At 75.1% G+C, this 19121-nt stretch carries 14 protein-coding genes; 1 reads left to right on the top strand and 13 read right to left on the bottom strand.

The window, feature by feature from the left end; translation table 11 throughout:
• Window positions 1-2: 2 nt before the first annotated feature.
• Window positions 3-299, bottom strand: coding sequence for a hypothetical protein (locus tag ACFCV8_RS15880; protein ID WP_376685925.1), 297 nt, complete (start codon window positions 297-299; stop codon window positions 3-5).
• A complete protein-coding gene (locus ACFCV8_RS15875; protein ID WP_376685924.1) occupies window positions 296-1666 on the bottom strand; it encodes an amidohydrolase in 1371 nt (456 codons plus the stop codon). The genes ACFCV8_RS15880 and ACFCV8_RS15875 overlap by 4 nt, the downstream gene beginning before the upstream one ends.
• A gap of 206 nt (window positions 1667-1872) precedes the next feature.
• On the opposite strand from ACFCV8_RS15875, the gene ACFCV8_RS15870 reads away from it, so the two are divergent.
• Window positions 1873-2049: a thiazolylpeptide-type bacteriocin gene (locus ACFCV8_RS15870; protein WP_352276917.1), complete on the top strand. Its 177-nt coding sequence runs from the start codon at window positions 1873-1875 to the stop codon at window positions 2047-2049.
• Between the two features lie 88 nt (window positions 2050-2137).
• On the opposite strand, the gene ACFCV8_RS15865 is transcribed toward ACFCV8_RS15870, so the two are convergent.
• The 11 genes from ACFCV8_RS15865 to ACFCV8_RS15815 form a co-directional block, all read right to left on the bottom strand.
• Window positions 2138-4132 carry a TOMM precursor leader peptide-binding protein gene (locus ACFCV8_RS15865; RefSeq protein ID WP_376685923.1) on the bottom strand — a complete coding sequence of 665 codons (1995 nt, stop codon included), beginning with the start codon at window positions 4130-4132 and terminating at the stop codon, window positions 2138-2140.
• Window positions 4129-4884 carry an ABC transporter permease gene (locus ACFCV8_RS15860; RefSeq protein ID WP_376685922.1) on the bottom strand — a complete coding sequence of 252 codons (756 nt, stop codon included), beginning with the start codon at window positions 4882-4884 and terminating at the stop codon, window positions 4129-4131. Before ACFCV8_RS15860 ends, ACFCV8_RS15865 begins: the two co-directional genes overlap by 4 nt.
• 43 nt (window positions 4885-4927) lie before the next feature.
• A complete protein-coding gene (locus ACFCV8_RS15855; RefSeq protein ID WP_376685921.1) occupies window positions 4928-5893 on the bottom strand; it encodes an ABC transporter ATP-binding protein in 966 nt (321 codons plus the stop codon).
• Window positions 5894-5961: 68 nt separating this feature from the next.
• Window positions 5962-7101: a M50 family metallopeptidase gene (locus ACFCV8_RS15850; protein ID WP_376685920.1), complete on the bottom strand. Its 1140-nt coding sequence runs from the start codon at window positions 7099-7101 to the stop codon at window positions 5962-5964.
• Window positions 7098-8186, bottom strand: a complete 1089-nt coding sequence (locus ACFCV8_RS15845) for a lantibiotic dehydratase C-terminal domain-containing protein (protein WP_376685919.1) — start codon at window positions 8184-8186, stop codon at window positions 7098-7100. The genes ACFCV8_RS15850 and ACFCV8_RS15845 overlap by 4 nt, the downstream gene beginning before the upstream one ends.
• Entirely contained in the window at window positions 8183-10948 is a 2766-nt protein-coding gene (locus ACFCV8_RS15840) for a lantibiotic dehydratase (protein ID WP_376685918.1), read from the bottom strand. The genes ACFCV8_RS15845 and ACFCV8_RS15840 overlap by 4 nt, the downstream gene beginning before the upstream one ends.
• Before the next feature lie 50 nt (window positions 10949-10998).
• Window positions 10999-12579 (bottom strand): nitroreductase family protein, encoded by a 1581-nt coding sequence (locus tag ACFCV8_RS15835; protein WP_376685917.1) that lies wholly within the window; start codon window positions 12577-12579, stop codon window positions 10999-11001.
• Window positions 12580-12593: 14 nt separating this feature from the next.
• Entirely contained in the window at window positions 12594-14555 is a 1962-nt protein-coding gene (locus ACFCV8_RS15830) for a TOMM precursor leader peptide-binding protein (RefSeq protein WP_376685916.1), read from the bottom strand.
• Window positions 14545-16911: a TOMM precursor leader peptide-binding protein gene (locus ACFCV8_RS15825; protein ID WP_376685915.1), complete on the bottom strand. Its 2367-nt coding sequence runs from the start codon at window positions 16909-16911 to the stop codon at window positions 14545-14547. The genes ACFCV8_RS15830 and ACFCV8_RS15825 overlap by 11 nt, the downstream gene beginning before the upstream one ends.
• A 5-nt stretch (window positions 16912-16916) precedes the next feature.
• The gene (locus ACFCV8_RS15820; RefSeq protein ID WP_376685914.1) at window positions 16917-18791 is read right to left on the bottom strand and encodes a BTAD domain-containing putative transcriptional regulator; all 1875 of its coding nucleotides are present in this window, start codon (window positions 18789-18791) and stop codon (window positions 16917-16919) included.
• 11 nt (window positions 18792-18802) lie between these two features.
• Window positions 18803-19015 carry a hypothetical protein gene (locus ACFCV8_RS15815; protein WP_376685913.1) on the bottom strand — a complete coding sequence of 71 codons (213 nt, stop codon included), beginning with the start codon at window positions 19013-19015 and terminating at the stop codon, window positions 18803-18805.
• Window positions 19016-19121 lie beyond the last annotated feature (106 nt).

Raw genomic sequence — 19121 nt, 5'->3', positions numbered from 1 at the left:
GCTCAGGGCTCGGCGGTCCAGCCGTCCAGGGCCCGGTCGGCGAAGGCGCCGGCGAAGGCCCGGCGGACCTCGCCCCGCTCGACGGCACCGTCCAGGTCGATGCGCAGGTCGATCCGGTCGGGGCCGACCGAGCGGGGGGTGCAGAGCCAGTGGGCGGGCAGCAGGCTCAGCAGGCGTACGACGGTGGTCTCGCCGGTCGCGGCGGTGCCGTCGCGGCGGACGGCGACGACATCGACATGGCCGGTGCCGTACGCGGCGCCGTACGCGGTGTCGCGCCCGGTGCCGCCCCGGCCGCTCATGCGGGGCCCCCTTCCGGCCGGGCCGCTGGGCCGTACGGGGCCGCTAATCCGGGCGGGACAGGAGGTCCGGACGGGGCGAGGAGCCGTCGCGCGGCCGATGCCATGGCGGCGATCCCGGTGGGCAGGGCGGTACGGACGTCGGGGGCGAACTCCGGCGCGTGGTTCGGCGGGACCGGCGGCCCGCCGTCCCTGGCCCGGCGCCACGGCCCGGCCCCGGTGACCCCGAGCAGCCAGTAGACCGCCGGCACGCCCCCTGCGCCGAACCGGGCGAAGTCCTCGGTGGCGGTGAGCGGGCCGGTGCCGGTGACCCGGTGCGGGCCGAGGAGCTCCTCGTGCGCCCGGCGCACCTCGGCGGTGGCGGCCGGGTCGGTCAGCAGGGCGGGCGAGCGGGCGGTGACGGTGACGCCGGGCTCCTTCGGGCAGCCGGACGCCGCGCACTCGGCCCGCACGATCCGCTCCACGGCGGCCACCATCCCGTCCACGGCCGGTCCGGACAGGGCCCGTACGCAGAGCGAGAGATCGGCCGTGTCCGGCACGACGTTGCCGGGGCCCCCGGCCCGCAGCGCGCCGACGGTCAGCACCGGGTGCTCGGCCGGGGCGGTCTGCCGGGTGACGGCGGAGTGCAGCCGCAGCACCGTCGCCGCCGCGGTGAGCACCGGGTCGACGGTCAGATGCGGGGTCCCGGCGTGGCCGCCGCGCCCGTGCACGGTCACGTCCACCGAGGCACTGGCCGCCATCAGGGGCGTACGGGGGTCCGCGGCGTGGGCGAGGGTGCCCGCGGGGGCGGGCGAGGTGTGCTGGGCGAGGACCGCGTCCGGGGTGCCGAAGCGCTCGTACAGGCCGTCGGCCAGCATGTCCCGCGCCCCGGTCAGGGTCTCCTCGGCGGGCTGGCCCACCGCGAGGACGGTGCCCCGCCAGGCGGACCGGGTCCGGGCGAGGGTGTCCACCGCACCGGCGAGCGCGGCGAGGTGGAGGTCGTGGCCGCAGGCGTGCATCACCCCGGGCACGGTGCTCGCGTAGGCCAGGCCGGTGCGTTCGGTGACCGGCAGGGCGTCGAGTTCGGCGCGGAGCAGGACGGTGGGGCCGTCCCCGTTGCGCAGGACGCCGACGACTCCGTGGCCGCCCACGTTCCGGGTCACCGTGCAGCCGCTCGCCTCCAGCCGGGCGGCGAGCAGGGCGGCGGTGCGCCGTTCGGCGCCGGGGAGTTCGGGGTGGGCGTGGACGTCCAGGCACAGCGCCAGGGCCGGGCGCAGGACCTCCCGGTCCACCACGGGACCGGCAGGGGCGCGCGCGGACGGCGGGGCAGGAGGGGAGGAGGAGGGGGAAGGCGGGGCAGGAGCGGGAGGGGACTTGGATGGCTCGTGCATGTCATCTCACCTCGTTCCGCCGGGCGGGCCGCATCAGCGTGCGCCGTCCCGGCTTCAGTAGTGCGGCGTTTCGCTGACAGGGGGTGTCAGCGGTCTGACAGTGAAACCGCTGCCGATCCGACAGCGGCCGCCGCTGGAATGGGCCTCGACGCAGGGGAACGGCGCCGGAACGGCCGGTCCGTCCCCGGGAACCAAGGGAGAACACCATGGCCCCCAAGACCGAGCTCGCCGCCCTCGCCGACGAGATCCTGGAGCTGGAGTCGGAGACCTTCGAGATCTCGGACTACTCGGACGCCGCCGAGGTCGTGCTCGCCGGTTCGACGTCCTGCTCCTCGACCTCGACCTGCTCCAGCACCACCAGCACCACCTCCTGCTGCGCCTGACCGGTCCACCGGTCGTCGTACGCGGGGCCGCGGGCCCTCTCCGTGCCGTGGAGCACGGGGAGGGCCCGTGTCGCTTTTCCCGCGGGGCTCACGGGAAGGGGTGCGGGACCCGCTTGACCGCGGACTCCGGCAGGTCGTCCTCGCGCCGGCCGGCGGCCCGCAGCGCGGTGCGCAGCCGGGGCATCAGCAGGACGCGCTGGCGGGTCCAGCCGAAGTCCAGCGGCAGCAGTCCGGGGACGACGGTGGCGACCGTGTGCAGACCCATGCGGCGCTGCTCGGGGGTGGTCTGGTCGACGGCGACGACGTCGTGCCCGGCGGCGGCGAGCCGGTCGCGCAGCAGGTTCAGGTCGTCCAGCAGGTCCCCGGTGCGCGGGCGGTGGGGCTGCCAGTCGGCGAACGTGTCGGCCAGCGGGCGTACGTCGACGGGTTCCAGGTACTCCCGGGCGTGGTGCGCCATCTCGGGCAGCCCGTACAGCTGGGCGTGGTCCTTGAGCTGGCGCACCCGGCCGAAGTCGGCGGCCATGGCGGTGAGTTCGGCGTGCCGTTCGGCGACCTGGTACGGCAGGTGCGGGATGTAGGTGAGGACCTCGGAGAGCGCGGACTCGACGGTTTCCTCCGGGTCGAACCCGGCGGCGGCGGCGAACGACAGGGTGCCGTACCCGCCGTCCCGGCGTACCGCGAGGGCGGTGACGACGGGTACGCCCAGGTCCATCCGGGTGTCGAAGGCGTGGACGTCGTAGCCGTGCAGTCCGGCCCGGCCGATCATGGAGCGGACGGCCGGGGAGCGGCAGGTGGTGAGGTCGATCGCGGTGAGCGGGGTCCGGCCGTGCCAGGCCAGCAGGAAGGCGTCCCGTTCGACGATCTCCAGCAGTCCGTAGAGGATCGCCTCCTCCAGGCTGCCGCCGGTGGCGCAGCCGTTGGAGCATTCGAAGACGAAGTTGTCGGCCTCGACCCCGGCGCTGTAGTGGGCGAGCCGGGCGGGCACCAGGACCGGCCGGTCGTCGCGCAGGGAGTGGCCCCACACCCAGGGGATGGGGCGGTCGGGGTCGAAGGGGGAGACCATCGGGTCGTTCGCGTAGGTCTCGGGGGCGTAGAGGCCGCAGTCGGCGGGGTTCACGGCGTGGTCGGCGAGGCGGTGGTAGCTGTCCACGACGGGTGAGGTGCCGCGCCTGCGGGTGGTGCCCGCGTAGCGTTCCAGGCCCTCCAGGTGGGCGAGGAGGCGGCTGGTGCCGTAGCTGTTGGCCTGGCCGCTGAAGGTGACGTCGTTGAGGCCGGCGTAGCCGCGGACGAAGTGGGTTCCGGCGGCGGGGGCGGTGGTGGTGGACGTGGGGTTGATCCAGAGGTCCGAACCGAGGGTGCCGCAGACCGGGTTGACGAGCGCGCCGGTCGGCAGCGGGTACGAGGACAGCGGCCGCAGTCGGTAGCCGTCGGGGTCGGGTTTCGGGGCCGGGCCGAGGTGCATGCGGGCGGCTTCGGCGGTGTCGGGGACCTCCTGGACGCAGGAGGGGCAGAGCGGTTCGGGCAGGAGCGGGAAGGTCGCGGTGGCGAGGGTGACCAGGTCGATACGGCTGACCCGGGGCAGGGCGCGGTCGGCGGGGGCGGCGTCGGGCAGGCCGTGGGCGGTGCCGCCGAGGGCCGCCCGGTACAGGGACCAGACGGCGTCGGCGGCGTAGGCGGTGAGGACCGGCCAGTGGGCGGCGCCGTTGGGCGGCCGGCCGAGCTCCAGGGCCTCGCGTTCGGAGCGGCTGCGCAGCCGCTGCCAGCGCATGGCGAGGCACTGGCCGCAGGCGGTGGCGTCGGGCCCGCCGCCCCAGGGGCCGATCAGGACGGCGCGGGAGGTGAGCTGGACGTTGGCGGCCGGGCGGAGGTCCGCGTACGGGTCGGGGGCGCCGTGGCCGAGGGTGTCGGCGGCGCCGAGCGGTACGACGAGGGGGACCGGCAGGGCGGCCGGGTCGGGCAGGGCGCGGTGCCGGCGGGCGAGTTCGGCGTGGAGGGCGGTACGGGCCTCCTCCAGCGGGGTCTCGCCCCGGACCGGCGGCGCGGGTACGGCCGGGGCCGCCGGTGCGGCGGGGGCCGTCGTCATGACTTGTCGCTCCAGCGGAAGGTCTTCATCGCGATCGTGCCGAGGACGACGGCGAATCCGGCGAGCACCACGCAGGCGGTCCCGATGTCGCCGGGGGTGCCGTTGCCGGTGAGGGAGCCGGAGATCCCGTCGTTGAGGTAGCGCAGCGGAAGCACCCGGGAGAGGCTCTGCATCCAGCCCGGCATCGCGTCCAGCGGGAAGAACGAGCCGGACAGGAACGCCATCGGGATCATCAGGCAGTTGGCCACGGCGGCGACGGCCTCCGGCGTCTTCGCGTAGCTGCCGACGATGACGCCCAGGGCGAGGAACGCGGTGACGCCGAGCACCAGGACGGGCAGCGCGAGCGGCCAGCGCCCGTCCACCTCCAGCCCGAAGGCGGGCAGCATGGCGACGGCCACGAAGAGCACGGACTGGACGGCGCCGATGGCGAGCGCCAGGACGTACCGGGAGGCGAGGACGGCGGAGACCGGGGTCGGGGTCATCCGGATGAGGCGCAGGATGTCGTCGCGCCGCCACTGCATGAGGACGAAGCCGACGCCGAACACGGCGGCGTTGCCTACGCCCCAGGACAGGACGCCGGGGGCGATGTAGTTGATGTAGGGCCGTCCGCTCTCCTCGACGGTCTGCCCGTGGAAGATCAGGCCGAAGACGACGAGGAAGATGAGCGGGAAGGCGAAGGTGAAGAAGAGGGTGGTCTTGTCGCGCGTGTAGGCCCGGTATCCGGCCTGGCTCAGCGCCGCGTATGCGCTCATCGGGGGTCTCCGTATCGCTTGTGCCGAGAACATCGGTGGGGGGTCAGGTGGCGTCCGGGGTACCGGTGAGCGCCAGGTAGACGTCCTCCAGGCCGGCGGTGCGCGTCTGTACGCCCCTGAGGCCGGCCAGGGCGTCGATCGCCGCGAGGACCTTGCCGGATTCGAGGGTCTCCAGCACGAGGGCGCCGGGCTCCTCGGTGACGGCGTCCACGCCCTCGATGGCCCGTGCCTGCGCCGGGGTGATCCGGTCGTCGGGGACGACGAGCCGGGTGGTGGGCGCGGCGGCGGCGATGAGGTGGGCGGGGCTGTCCAGGGCGACGACGGAGCCCTCGACCATGATGGCGACGCGGTCGCAGAGCGCCTCGGCCTCGTCGAGGTGGTGGGTGGTGTAGATGATGGTGCGGCCGGCGCCCTTGAGTTCGCGCAGCACCTGCCAGAGCGCGCGCCTGGCCTGCGGGTCGAGGGCGGCGGTGGGCTCGTCCAGGAAGATCAGTTCGGGTTCGTGGACGAGGGCGGAGGCGATGGCCAGGCGCTGGCGCTGGCCGCCGGAGAGGTCGTCCACCCGCACCTCGCCCTGTTCGGTGAGGCCGACGGAGGCCAGCGCCCGGTCCGCCGCCGCGTGGTCCGTCCGGTAGAGCGCGGCCATGGTGCGCAGGTGCTCGCGGGCGGTGAGGCGGACGAAGAACGCGGAGGTCTGGGTCTGCACGCCGAGCCGGGGCAGCAGCTTCGGGTCGCGCGGCCAGGGGCTGGTGCCGAGGACGGTCACGGTGCCGGAGTCGGCCTTGCGCTGGCCCTCCATGATCTCGACGAGGGTGGTCTTCCCGGCGCCGTTGGGTCCGAGCAGTCCGAAGAACTCGCCGCGCCGCACGGTGAACGACACCCCGTCGACGGCGTGCCGCTCGCCGTACGTCTTGCGTACGGCGTCGAGGACGACGGCGGCGGGGGCGGAGCGGTCGCCGTCCGGCTCTGCCTGGTCGCCCGGGGAGGCGGAGGGGGCGGTGGGGGTCATGGAACTCTCCTTGCGAGGTGCGGGGTGCGGGGGCGGAGGGCGCGGCGGCGGGCCGGGCGGCGGCGGGGTCAGGTGGTGATCAGGTGGCGGGCGGCGGCCACGACCGCGGCGGCGATGGCGGCGAGCGCCAGCACCGCGCCGAGCCCGTAGGCGCGGTACGCGGCCCTGGCCGGGCCCGGGTAGTCGGCCGCCGCCGGGTCGCGGCGGGCGGCCAGCCGCAGGTAGGCGAGGGTCGAGGCGGCCAGTTCGGTGGCCCCGCACAGCTGGCTCGCGATCCGGTAGCCGTCCAGCGGCGGAAACGGTACGAGCATGGCCAGCGCCTGCACGCTGCCCAGGAGCAGCAGCGCGCCGAGCGCGCCGTGCGTGGCGGGGTCCAGGGGGGCGAACAGCCACAGCGCGCAGAACGGGAGCAGGAACAGCAGGTTCATCACCGCACCGGCCACCGCTGTCTGGATGCGTTGCCAACGGGTGCCGAGATACAGGTAGTTGTCGACGGTGCAGTACATGATGATCACGGGCAGCCGCCACCGCAGTCCGATTTCGGCCACGGTGCCGCCGTGATGCCGGGCGACCACCCCGTGGGCGAGCTCGTGCAATGCGGTGCTGAACCAGAGGAGCGTGGCGGCACCCACGAGGAGCACCGGATTGGTGAACAACTCCCTTGTGACATCGAGGAGTTCGCCGATCCGGACGGCGACCAGCACCTCCATGGCCAGCACCAGGGCCAGCAGCGGCACCATCCAGCCGGGCGCCAGCAGGAAGCCGGCCACCCGGTGCAGCCGGTCGGTGGTGGCGTCGGCGTCGGCGACCAGGCGGATGCTGCCCCGCAGCAGCCCGCGCTCCGGCTCCGCGGGAACCTCCGGAGCGGAAGCGGAAGCGGAAGCCGGGGCGGGGGCGGGCGCCCCCGCGAGCAGTCCGCGCGTACCGAGCATCCGCAGGATCTGCTGCCAGCGGGCACCGTCCAGCCTGCGCCCGTACTCCCGCGCGTACTCCTCGCCGATCTCGGCGAGGGTGCGGCTGCCGTCCATCCGGGCGATCAGGAAGTGTTCCTTGGGGCCGACCTTGAAGGAGCCGCCGACGGCGGTGTCCTTGATCAGGTGGACCGTCGCCGCGCCCTGGAGCAGGGCGTCGCTCAGCAGGACATGGGCACCCAGCTCGGGCCGGTACTCGGCGAGGCCCGGGGCGGGTCCGGGCGGGGTGGTGCTCATCCCGGCTCCCGCAGCGCCCGGCCGAGGACGTGCGAGAGGTACGCCTCGTCCCGGATCGTCACATGCAGCCGGTTGTTGGTCATGTGCATGTACGGGGAGAGGAGCAGCGGCAGCGAGACGGCCGGGTCGGTGACGAGTTCGTCGCGCTCCCCGTCCCAGGAACGGAACACCAGGTCGCCGTTGCGGCTCAGCTCGACCGCGCGTTCCCGCAGCTCGGCGCAGTGCTCGGCCCAGCCGGCGAGGAAGCCGGGCAGCCGCGCCGCCTCCCCGTCGCCCGCGCCCGCCCCGGGCTCCCCGGCCGCCCCGGCCGCCGTGGCGGCGCGGACGCGGGCGAAGCGGGCGGCCAGTCCGGGTGCCATGGCGGCGTAGTTGCGGTCGTACTCCTCGCTGCCGATGAAACCGGTGCCCGGGAACGCCTTGTGCCAGAACTCGTAGTAGCTGTCGAGGTAGTCGGCGAGGTCGGCGCGGTCGGGGAGGAACGCCGCCGACATCACAATCATCAGTTGCGCGGAGGTGCCGAGCAGCACGGTCCGCAGGTGCAGGTTCTTCGTCCGGAACGCGTCGATGACCAGGTCGCTGGAGTGCCGGAAGTGCCATTCGGCCAGCTCGATCCCGGCCGGCCCGCCGTACTTGCCGTACTCCGGCTCGTACGGTTCGGCGCTGCGCGAGTTGTTGGGGCGCAGCCGCATCCGGCCCTGGTCGTCGGTGTAGTGGCCGCGTTCGGCGCCGGGGAACTCGATGTCGAAGAGGGTGTTGTAGAAGTCGTTGAGGAAGCCGGAGTCCACCTCGTACAGGGCGGGGCGTTCGGTGAGGAAGGCGTCGATCGCCGCCTCGGTGCGGCGCCGGACCTCGGCCTCGGCGGCGGGGGTGGCGGGTCTGATCCGCAGCCGTACGTGCGGTCCCTCCAGCCAGTAGTTGATGAAGAAGTAGCCGTCGATCAGGCCGTCCGCCTCCAGCTCCTCGATCAGCGGGCGCACGCACTGGGTCAGCATGGGGCGGGGGTTGGCGGCGTAGAAGATGTGCGTGGCCTGCCAGGCCCCGGCGGCCGTGGCGGCGGCCGGTGCGGGCGGTGGTGCCGTGCTCATGACGGATCGGTCCTTTCGGCGGAGGCGGGAGCGTGGGTCTCTATGGAAGCGACGGGCGTGGCGGTCTCGACCGCGAGTTCGGCGACGTGGTGGCCCCGGCCGGAGACGGTGTGCAGGCCGTTCTCGTCGGGGAGCATCTCCCGGAACACGACGCGCGCCCCGGCCGTCTTGATCAGGGCCTCGAACGCGGCCAGCGAGAGCGTGCTGTCGAAGTCGAGGTACGAGGGTTTGGCGCCGGTCGCGCCGCGCGCCCCGCTGTCGGAGATCGTCGCGAAGACCCGGTCCGGCAGCCCGTGGGTCCGGCGGAACGCCTGCCAGCCCAGGAACCAGTCGTCGTCCCCGGCCCCCGGCCCCCGCAGCGGCAGCACGGCGGCGGGCGCGCTCCAGCTGCGCCGGGCGAGCACCACGCTCCCGTGCCGGACCCGTGGCCGGGTGGTGACCCCGGCGGCGGCCACGCCCTCGGGGACCCCGCCCCACACGTTCAGCGGGGACATCGAGGTCGGCGAGAGCAGCAGCAGGGTGCGGGGCAGCTCGGGCAGCGCGAGCGGCACGAGGTAGCCGAGGTAGACCGGCACGACCTCCTTGCCGAGCCGGGCCGAACGCAGCACCAGCCGGTCCGCGTCGCGGTCGTGGACGAGGTGGAGGTCGTCCAGGTGGATGCGGTTCTCCTCGGGCAGGGTGCCGCGCTCGCCCGGGCAGACGATCTCGTACGCGGTGAGCCGGCCGTGCAGGTTGAGGTTGCTGGTGACGGGGCCGCCGGTGACCTCGGCGAGGACGGCGTCGTCGGGCAGCAGGTCGGCGGTGGCGGCGAGGAGCTGTTCGGCCAGGCCGTCGAAGAGGTGGGTGAACCTGCTGAACGGGAAGGACACCCCGCCGTAGGAGCGGTTGAGCACGACGAGCGGGTCGCCGGGCCGGTCGGCTATCTGCACATGGTGCGCGAGCGGGGTGAACTCGCCACGCAGGGTGGCCAGTTCACCGGCGACCTCGTCCAGCAGCTCGCCGTCGACCTGGATCTCGCCGACCCGGCCCGGGTCGGCCTCCCAGGCCGCCCACAGGGCGCGCATCCGCTCGACGAAGGTCTGCCGGGCGGTGTCGAGGGCCTTGAGCTGCGGCAGCCCCAGCCAGTTCTCCTCGGGGACGTAGTCGCCGTCGGCGTCGAAGGCGGTGCGCTTGGCGGTGAACGACATGTACTGGTCGAAGAAGTCCTCGTGGAAGTCGTGGACCAGTTTCAGCAGGTCGTCGCAGCGGCCGCCCTGCCCGTACCGGGCGAGGAAGAAGCCCTTGAACGTGACGCGCTGCGGCAGGGTCAGGTCGAAGGCGGGCAGGATCCGCTCCACCGCCCCGAGCGGTGCGGCGGCGAGTCGTTCCCAGGCCGTGGCGGAGAGTTCGGTGTCGCGCCCGGCGGCCACGTCCTCGTAGAGCAGGGTCTGCGGGACGCGGGCGTCGGTGCCCAGCTCCTCCTCCTGGAGGGTGCGCAGCGCGGTCCGCAACTCGCCCAGCAGCAGGCGCCGTTCGGCCGGTCCGGCGACGGCGAACCGCTCGATGCCGGCCGCCGGGGCGGTGAGGCGGCCGGCGAGCCCGTCGGCCCAGGGGCGGCCGAGGCCGCGCAGCGCGTCCTGGAGGGCGCCCAGCGGGTCGGTGTCGTGGACCTCGGTGCGCAGGCACGGCACCTGCACCATGCCGATGTCCAGCAGCGCCCGGAGGTAGTGGGCACACTCCTCGGGTTCCGCGCCCCGGTCGGTCGCGAGCCAGTCGGCCAGCTCCCCGTACCGCAGGGTGCCGCGTTCCTCGAAGAGGCCGAGGAGGCGTTCCAGGGTGCCGCTGCGGCGCAGGAAGAACAGCCGGTCCTTCACCGCGTCGAAGGTGACGGCGGTGTCCTCGTCGCCCTGGGTGACCCAGCGGCGCACGTAGCGGACCCGGTCGTCGTCACGGCCCCAGCCCGAGGCGGGGGCGACCGGCAGATCGGCCCGGCGCACCGGGTCGGCGACCAGGGCCTCGGTGAGCCGGCCGATCGCGGCGACGTTCAGCCTGATCCGCCCGTCCCAGGTGTCCTCGACCCGGGCCCGCAGGTCCTCCTGGCCACCATCGGAGAACGTGCCGAGGGCGACCCCGGTGAAGGTCGAGAACGGGCTGGTCTTGCAGGCCGTGCGGTACAGGTACGAGAGCAGTGAGCGCTCGATCTTGCGCTGCTTCTTGTCCGGCGCGGCGGCGGCGTCGGAGCGGATGTACGTGTCGAGCTGGGCGTCCAGGGCCGGGGAGGCGAGCAGCAGCGCCCGGCGCAGCCGCTCCTCCCCCGCCAGGGCGCGCAGCCTGGCGCGGGCGCGGGCGGTCTCCCCGGCGAGCAGGCCGGCGCCCGCCGCCCGCTGCTCCTCCAGGTGGCGGCGTCCGTCGAGCCAGGCGGTCAGCGCCTCGCCGGTCTCCGTGCCGGCCGCCGTGCCGAGGCCGTGCATCAGGTGCAGGGCGCGGTCGGTGGCCGTGGGGCGGGGCAGCCGGTTGTTGAAGATGTCGCGGCGCAGCGCGAGCAGGGTGCGGCGCAGTGTCTCGTCCTCGCTGCCGCCGACCAGGTCGTGGATCAGGTCGGCGAGGCGTTCGCCGTCCGCGCGGACCTGTTCGGTGGCGTGCAGGACGTCGTCGGCCCAGCGGCGGCTGTCCGGGCAGCGCAGGCCCCGCACGGTGTCGAGCGGCAGCCCGGCGACCCGCAGCATGAAGCGGGGGCGGGTGACGGCCGCGGGAGCGGCGGTGGCCGGGTGGTCCGGCGTCATGACGGGGTCTCCCCTTCTCGTTCCGGTGGTGTCGTCGTGCGCACGGGGCTTCAGGCGATCTCGTACCGGAAGTCGGCCGGGGCGGGCCGCTCGTTGCCGATCATCATGATCAGCAGCGGGGCCTCGCCGGTGCCGTCGAGGCCGAGTTCCTCGATGTACGAGATGTTGTCGAAGCCGAGCGCGACACCGCAGCCGACGCCGAGGGCGGCGGCGGTGGTGTAGGTGGTCTGGGCGATCGCGCCGACGGTGGCGTTGACCAGGCGGTAGCCGCGGTCCCCGACGGCGTCGAGGACGGCGTCGGTGCGGACGGTCGGCACCAGGACGGCGGCGGCCTGCTCCAGGTTGTAGTTGGACAGGAAGTAGTTCTTCTGGAGGAAGGCGCCCGGCGCGCCCGCCTTCACCAGGCGCAGGCTGTGCGCCTCGGGGTCGTACTCGTACGCCCCCGGCTCGATCCCCGCGACGTGTCCGACGAAGGCGTAGAGCTTCGCGAGCCGCTGCCCGCCGGTGTCCCCGCCGATCGTCGAACCGGCCACCGAGGCCGCCAGGCAGGACGCCAGCTGCGCGGCGGTCATGGGGTGCTGGGCGTCGAACCGGCCGAAGCTGCTGCGCCGTTCGCGCAGCGCGGTGCGTACGTCGGTGGTGAGCCGCGGGCAGGGCGGCAGCGGGGTTTCGGGCCGGTCCGGTACGGCGGGGTGCGCGGCGGCCGGGGCGAGGGCGCCGGGGGCGGGGCGGGCGGTGGCCCTGGCGGCGGTGACGGCCTGCATCCGGCGCAGCGCGTCGAAGGCGAGGACGGTGCGCGAGCGTTCCCGGTCGCGGTGGCGCACGGCGACCGGCGCGGCGGGGGCCGGGGCGCCCGGCGTGGTGGTGCCGGTCCACTTGAGCGGGACGACGGCGAAGACGCCCTCCTCGGCCGTGTCGACGCCGAGCAGCCGGCCGAGCCGTTCCTCGTCGAACCAGAGCGCGGGCTCGACGGACAGCCCGCGCGCCCCGGCCCACATCCGCCAGGTCTGCACGCAGGCGCCGAGGTCCATGGTCACGGCGTGGAAGGAGAAGTTGTTGTACTTGAAGGCGTTCTGCCAGTACTTGATGGACAGGACGAGGTACTGGTCGGTGTCCGGGCCGGGCGCCCCGTCGCCGAGCGCCGCCCGCACCTCGCCGGTCAGGTCACCGGTGAGCAGGCGGCGCATGGCGTGGTGCCGGACGGAGTAGTGGTGCACCCCGGGCGGTACGGGGGCGCTCGGCCCGGAGACCCAGTGCACGGCGACGGGGTAGAGGCCGCCGCCGGAGGCGGTGCCCCGGGACCAGTTGGCGAACGGGTAGGACGGCAGGGCGCTCAGGTCGGTGTTGGCCTGGACGCCGAGGCGGCGGCCGGTCAGCCCGTAGGAGTCGCGGAGCATCCCGGACAGCAGCGGGAGGTCGAACGCGCCGCCCTCGCCCGCGTCCTGGGCGAGTCCCCGGTCGAGGTCCGCGCCGGCCGGGTAGCCGCAGTCGGGCAGCGGGAGGCTGTCGGTGCCGGGGTAGAACTTGGTCTTGCGGGGCCCGTCCGACCAGTTCGGCACGAAGTCGGCGGGGTCCATCGGGATGCGGCCGCGATGCAGGATCGCGTCGGCGTAGTCATGGGCGTACCCCATGGCGGGCTCCTCGGTCACGGGAAGGGGTGCGGGGCGGGGTTGAGGTCGGCGTCGGTCAGGTCGTCCTCGCGCAGTCCGGCGGCGCGCAGCGCGGTGCGCAGCCGGTCCATGCCGAGGGCGCGCTGCCGGCTCCAGCCGAAGTCGATCGGCAGCAGCCCCGGCACCAGGACGCTGACCGTGGTCAGGCCGAGTCCGCGCTGTTCGGGCATGGTCTGGTCGACGACGATCACGTCGAATCCGGCAGCGGTGACGGCGTCCACGCACCGGTTCAGGTCCGTGCGCAGGTCGTCGGAGACCGGCAGCGCCGACCCGTTCCCGTACAGCTCGGCGAAGGAGCGCTTCGGCGGGCGGGGAGCGCCGGGGGCGCCGAGCAGGAAGTCGGCGTGGTGGCCCATCCCGGGCAGTCCGTAGACCAGCGGGTGGTCGTGGAGTGCCTCGACCCGGTCGAAGTCGGCGGCCATGGCGCTCAGCCGGTCCCGGTCGCGTTCGGTGCGGTGGGGCAGGTTGACGGCGTCGGTGGCGATCTCGCAGAGCGCCCCGGCGAGCGCCGCCTCCGGGTCGAGCCCGGCCCCGGCGCCGAAGCACATCAGGCCCGTCCCGCCGTCGCGGCGGACCGCGACCCCGGTGACGACCGGGACCGGGAAGGTGATCCGGGTGTCGAAGAAACGGGCCTCGTAGCCGTACATCTCCAGCCGGTCGATCATCTGCCGGGTGGCGGGGCGGCGGCTGGTGGCCGGGTCGATCTCCGGCAGCGCGGCCCGCCCGTACCAGGCGAGCAGGAAGGCGTCGCGCTCGACGACCTCCATCAGCCCGAAGTAGACGGCCTCCTCCAGGCAGCCGCCGGAGGCGCAGCCGTTGGAACTCTCCTGGACGAACCGGTTCTCCAGCCCGGGGGCGTGGTAGTACGCCAGGATCTCCGGCACCAGGACCGCGCGCCCGTCGCGCAGCGACCAGCCCTGGACCCAGGGGATCGGCCGGTCCGGGGCGAAGGGGACGACGCGGGGGTTGGCCCGGTGGAAGGCGTCCGAGTACAGCCCGCAGACCCGGGGGTCGAGCGCGTGCTCGCCGCGGGCCCGCAGGGCGTTCAGCGAGTCGGTCGTGCCGGCCCTCTTGGCCCGGGAGCGCATGCCCGCGTACCGCTCCAGCCCTTCCAGCACCCCGATCCGCATGGACTCGGCGTACGTGTCGGCGTGGCCGCCCCAGAACGTCTCGCGCAGGTACTCCCCCGAGCGCATCGAGAAGCAGCCGATGGTCGCGGAGGTGGAGGTGGAGGAGACGTCCTGGACGACGGACGGGCCGAGCGAGCCGCACACCGGGTTGGCGTAGGGCTCGACCGGCAGGTCGTACGCCTCGATGTCCCGGACCCGGAAGCCGCCGGGGCGGCGCTTGGGCGCGGGGCGCAGCACGAGTTCGGCCGCCTCGGCGGTGTCCCGTTCACCGGTGGCGCAGCGCGGGCACTCGGGGTCGGGGACGAGCGGGTAGTGGCGGACCGTCAGGGTCTCCAGGTCCACCAGGTGGACGGCCGGGCGGCCGCCGGTGCGCGGACCGGCCCCGGCGAGCCGGGCGGCGACGAGCCCGGCCAGGGCGTGCACGGCGAAGGGCGCGGGATACGGGGACTCCCCGGCCGCCCGGGTGCCGGAGCCCAGTTCCAGTGCCTCGCGCAGGGCTACGGAGCGGACCGCCTGCCAGCGCCGCTCCAGGCACCGTGCGCAGCCCGGTGTTCCGGCCTCCGCCGGGAAGGGGCCGACGACCGCGTGCCGCCCGTAGAACCGCACGGGTACGGCGTCGTCACCGCGCCCGCCGTACGTGTCCGCCGCCTCCAGCACATCGGCGAAGGCGTCGCGCACTCCGAGCGGGGCCACGTCCAGCGGCGGCGGGGTGCCGTGCCGGGCCAGCGCCTCCCGGAGCGCCGCCGCGAGGGCGTGCGCGGTCCGGGACAGTACGGGGGCCTCCCGGACCGGGGTGTCAACGGGCATCGGTGCCGCCCGCCTTCCCGGTGCCGCCGTCGGCGGCCGGCGCTACACCGGCTGCCCCCGACGCTCCGCCTTCCGCGTCCGCCACGGCACCGTCACCGTCGGCGTCCGTCACCGCGCCGTCCACGGTGAGCAGCACCCGGGCGGTGCTGATGCCGCCCGCGGCGAGGTCGGCCGGGGTCGTCGGCAGGTACAGGGCGTCCCGGCCCGCCGCCCGCAGCGCGTCCAGCACCGCGTCGAAGGTGGTGCCGGGCCCGTCCACCGCGACCGGTGCCCCGGCCACCACGATGCTCGCCGCCGCCAGGTCCCGCACCAGCGGGTCCCCGGTGTCCACCGGGCCGTCCGGGTCCTCGGCGGCCAGCTGTGCCTGCCCGAGCAGGTCCCGCAGCGCCGCGCAGGCCGCCGCCCGGCGCGAGAGTCCCGTGCCGGCCGCCCAGCGGCCCCGGGCGCTCCCGCCCTCCGCCTCACGGGCCAGCACCACGTGGGCGGTGGTGCGCGCCGGCTCGCCCAGGTCCAGCAGTTCGACCGCGAGGTCCAGGTTGGCGGCCGACTTCAGCAGGAACACCAGCTCGGGATCGTCGCCGTCGGCCGCGACCGGGCGGACCTCGGTGGCGCCGCGCACCGCCCGCAGCAGGGCGTCGTGGGCCAGCGCGGACATCAGGCCGGTGCCCGCCGCCTCCCGTGCGTCGGCCCCGGCGCCCGAACCGGCCGCCGTCGCCAGGTGCGCCCCGCCCCGGTTGTCCGGGCCGAAGGGCCGCACGGCCGCGGCGGGGACCCGGGCCGCCGCCCCGCCGGTCAGCGAGGCGACGGTGGTCCAGGTGTCCGGGACCGCACCGGTGCCGCCGCCGGTGGTCAGCGCGTCGGGGCCGAACACCCGGCCCGCCGCTCCCTCCTCGTCCGCCCCGGCGGCCGGCACCACGTGTGCGACGTACGCGCTCGCCGCCGCGTACAGGGCCCGCATCCGCGCCCCCGCCAGGTGGTGCACGTCGAAGGCGGCGATCCGGCGCCGATGCCCGGCGCCGAGGGCCACCTCGACCCGGCTGAGCTTCAACGGGGTCTGGGTCAGCGCCTCGTCGTCCCAGCTCCGGAAGATCCCGGTGTGCGGGCGGACCATCGCCGTGCTGATCCGGTTCAGTTCGTCGACCAGCTCCTCCGCGTCGCGGGCGGTCTCCACGGTCGCGGTGACCGGCAGGGCCAGGCCGTCCGGGAGCACGCCGGCGGGCTCCCGGGCGTCCAGCCGCGCACAGCGCGCGCAGCGGGGGTGCGGGGCGACCGGTTCGGCCACGACGTCCAGCGAGTCGAGGTCCTGGATCAGGACCTGGCGGTCGGTCTCGGCGGGCAGCGCGCCCGTGGTGAGCCGGAAGATCTCGTACCCCAGCAGGTTCCCCACCATCGCGGCGACCGGCCCGCCCACGGTGTCCGTGGCGGCCACCGCCGCCCCCGCCGCCTCGCTCCACAGCTCGGCCGCCGCGCCCGCGTCCGCGTTGCCGCCCAGCCGCAGCGCGGCGCAGGACCAGCAGCCGGTGGAGGCGGCGGTGGACAGCGGGCCCACCACCAGACGCTCGGCGAACCGCCAGGCGGGGATCAGGGTCCGGCCCTCGGGCACCCCGGCGGCCAGCAGCCGGTGGGTGCGCGGCCCGGCCCCGGCACCGGTCACCACGACGACGTCGTAGCCGTCCAGCGCCGCCCAGCCGTCACCGTCGCCGTCGCCATTGCCCGCACCGGCACCGGTGGTGATCCGGGCGGCGTGCGCGGAGGCCCGGTCCGCCTCGGCGGTGACGTCGTCGAACGCCGTGCTCGTGCCGATCCGCACGCACCCGTTGCGCAGCAGGCTCAGCGCGCACCAGCGGGCGGTCTCGTCGTCGCCGAGTACGGCGACCCGGGTGGCGCGGAAGCGGGCGAAGCGCTCCGGCGCCCGGTCGGTGTAGTGGTCGATGTAGGCGATCTGGGCGGCGAAGCGCTCGGCCACGTCGTCGTCGACCGGGGCCGGTCCGGTGGCCGGTTCGGGCACGTCGCGGGCGAAGTCGCGGGCGTAGAGCGTCTTGACGAGTTCCGCGGCCATCGCGCGCTGGGCGGGGCCGAAGCCCGCGCAGAGGTCGGCGAGGCGGTGGTGGCCGGTCAGGTGGGGCACGACGAGGGAGGCGAAGCGGTAGGCGGTGCGCCCGGCCAGGTGGAAACCGCCGTCGGCGTTGTGGAAGAGGACCCCGCCGGGCGTCTCGGTGAACAGCACGTCGCGGCGGATGCGGGGCCGGGTCCCGGCCAGTGTGTCGAAAGCCGAAGCGGCGGGGGCCGGTGCGGCGGGGTCGGCCGTCGGCACGGCGTCGGGGGCGCGCTCGGTGGTGGCGGCGGTCTCGGCCATGGGGGTCACACCTTCTCTGTGCGGCGGGAGCGTTCCTGGTCGGTTCTTCGTGCGTGGGTGCGGAGCAGTTCGTGGACGCGGTACGGGCCGGGCGGGCCGTCCTCCAGCAGCCCGGCGTCGGCGAGCCGTTCCAGGACCGCCTCGGTGGTGCCGGGGACGTCGTCGGCGGTGAAGGAGGGCCCGGTGCCGGTCGCGGCCCGGTGGAACGCCTCGGCGAGCCTCGGGTCGAGCCGGGCCAGCGCCCCGTCGAGGACGGCGGTGACGGACAGGCTCGGGGAGTCGGGGAGGGCGAGCCGGGCCAGCGGGTCGTCGCCGAGCCAGTCGACGGCGTCGCCGAGCGAGAGCGCGGGGCGGGTGAGCAGCCGGGCCGTCAGGATGCGCAGCGCCAGCGGTAAGTGCCCGCACAGCCCGGCGAGCAGGCGGGCCGCCTCCGGTTCCGGCTCGACGCGTTCGGCGCCGAGGACGGAGACCAGCAGGGCGTGCGCCTCGGCCGCGGTGAACACCGTGAGCCGGTGCACCCAGCCGCCGTGCGTGGCGACGAGCCCGGCCAGCCCCATCCGGCTGGTGACGATCACCGCGCCCCGGGCCTGGGCGACGGCGGGCAGCAGCGGGCGTACCTGGTCGGCGTCGACGACGTCGTCGAGCACGAGCAGCACCCGCCCGCCGCCCGTGCCGCCGCCACCGCTTCCGTCGGTGCCCGCCCCGAGGGCCGCGTACGTCTCGGCGGCGAGGTCGGCGGCGGGGCGGGCCTCGCCGTCCGCGCGGGTCGCCGGCACCACCGTCCGCCCGCCGGGGAAGGCGTCGCGCACCAGGTGGGCGACGTGGTGGGCGAGGGCCGACTTGCCGACGCCGGGTGCCCCCGACACCAGGATGATGGGCGGCTGCCGGTCGGTGTCGGCCCCGGTGCCGGCGGCGTACGCGGTGAGCCGGGCGGTCATCGCGGCGGTCTCGGCCTCCCGCCCGGTGAAGTCCGGCACCGGCCGGGGCGCCGCTGCCGCGGGGACCCTGGCGGCCGCGGGCGTACCGTCGCGCACCACGGACACCTCGTGCGACGGCACCGGCCTGGCAACCGGCACCGGCACCGGCACCGGCTCTCCGGCCGGAACGACCACGCCCTCCACCACGCCCGCCCCGGGGCCGAGGTCCTCGCCGCGCAGGATGGCGAGTTCCAGTTGCTGGAGGGCGGGCGAGGGGTCCACTCCCAGCTCGTCCAGCAGGAACCCCTTGATCCGGCGGTACTCGGCGAGCGCCTGGGTCTGCCGCCCGGTGCGGTACAGCGCCTCGATCAGCTGCTCGTGGAGCCGCTCGTGCCCGGGGTATACGCGCGTAGCGGTCCACAGTTCGACGAGCGCCTCACCGTGGCGACCGAGCCCCAGCAGCAGGTCGCAGACCCGTTCCACGCTGCGCAGCCGCTCCTCGGCCAGGCGCGGCACCTCGTCGCGGTGCAGGACGTCGGAGCGTACGTTGGCGAGCAGCGCGCCCTGCCACAGCGCCAGGGCGTCCTTCAGCGCGAGGAGTTCCGACTCCGGGTCGTGGGAGAGCAGGACGGCGCGGCGCACCTGCTCCCGGAAGCCGAGCAGGTCGAGGGTGTGCGGTTCGGCGGTGATCCGGTAGCCGCCGGGGACCGCCTCGATGGTCGTCTCGGTCACGCCGTGCTTGGCGAAGAGCCTGCGCAGCCGGAGCACACAGGTCTGGAGCGCGGCCTTGGCGGTGGCCGGCTGTTCCTCGCCCCACACGGCCCGCTGGAGGTAGTCGGCGGAGACGACGGAGTTGGCGCGAAGGAGGAGCGCGGCCAGCAGGATGGTCGGCTTCGACGGCTGGAGCACCACGGCTTCGGGTCCGTCGGCGAGGGTCAGGGGTCCGAGCAGCTGGAACCGCATCACCGACGGTCCTAGTCCCAGCCGTTGACCAGCTTGCACACCGGGATCGGCACGGAGACCGGGAGACCGGCGAGGATCGCCTCCAGGCCGTCGCAGACCTGCGGGTCGACGCGTGCGGGGCGCGGCTGGTCCGCCGAGGTCCCGGGGGCGGCGAGGGCGGCGGGGGCACCGAACAGGAGCCCGGCGAGGGCGATCCCGGTGACGGCGGCGGCGGTACGGGTCACGCGGGCCGGCCGACATGAAAGCGAAGATCTGAACACGTGTGTCCCCTTCGGCGGTGGCGTCCTGCCGGGGGTGTCCCGGCCGGAACGTGCGCACCGAGGACCGGAC

This window comes from Streptomyces sp. NPDC056347 (assembly GCF_042262625.1).
In the GTDB taxonomy this organism is placed as follows: domain Bacteria; phylum Actinomycetota; class Actinomycetes; order Streptomycetales; family Streptomycetaceae; genus Streptomyces.
The sequence above is the reverse complement of the archived record's forward strand: the minus strand, read 5'-3'. Positions and strand labels throughout refer to the sequence as shown.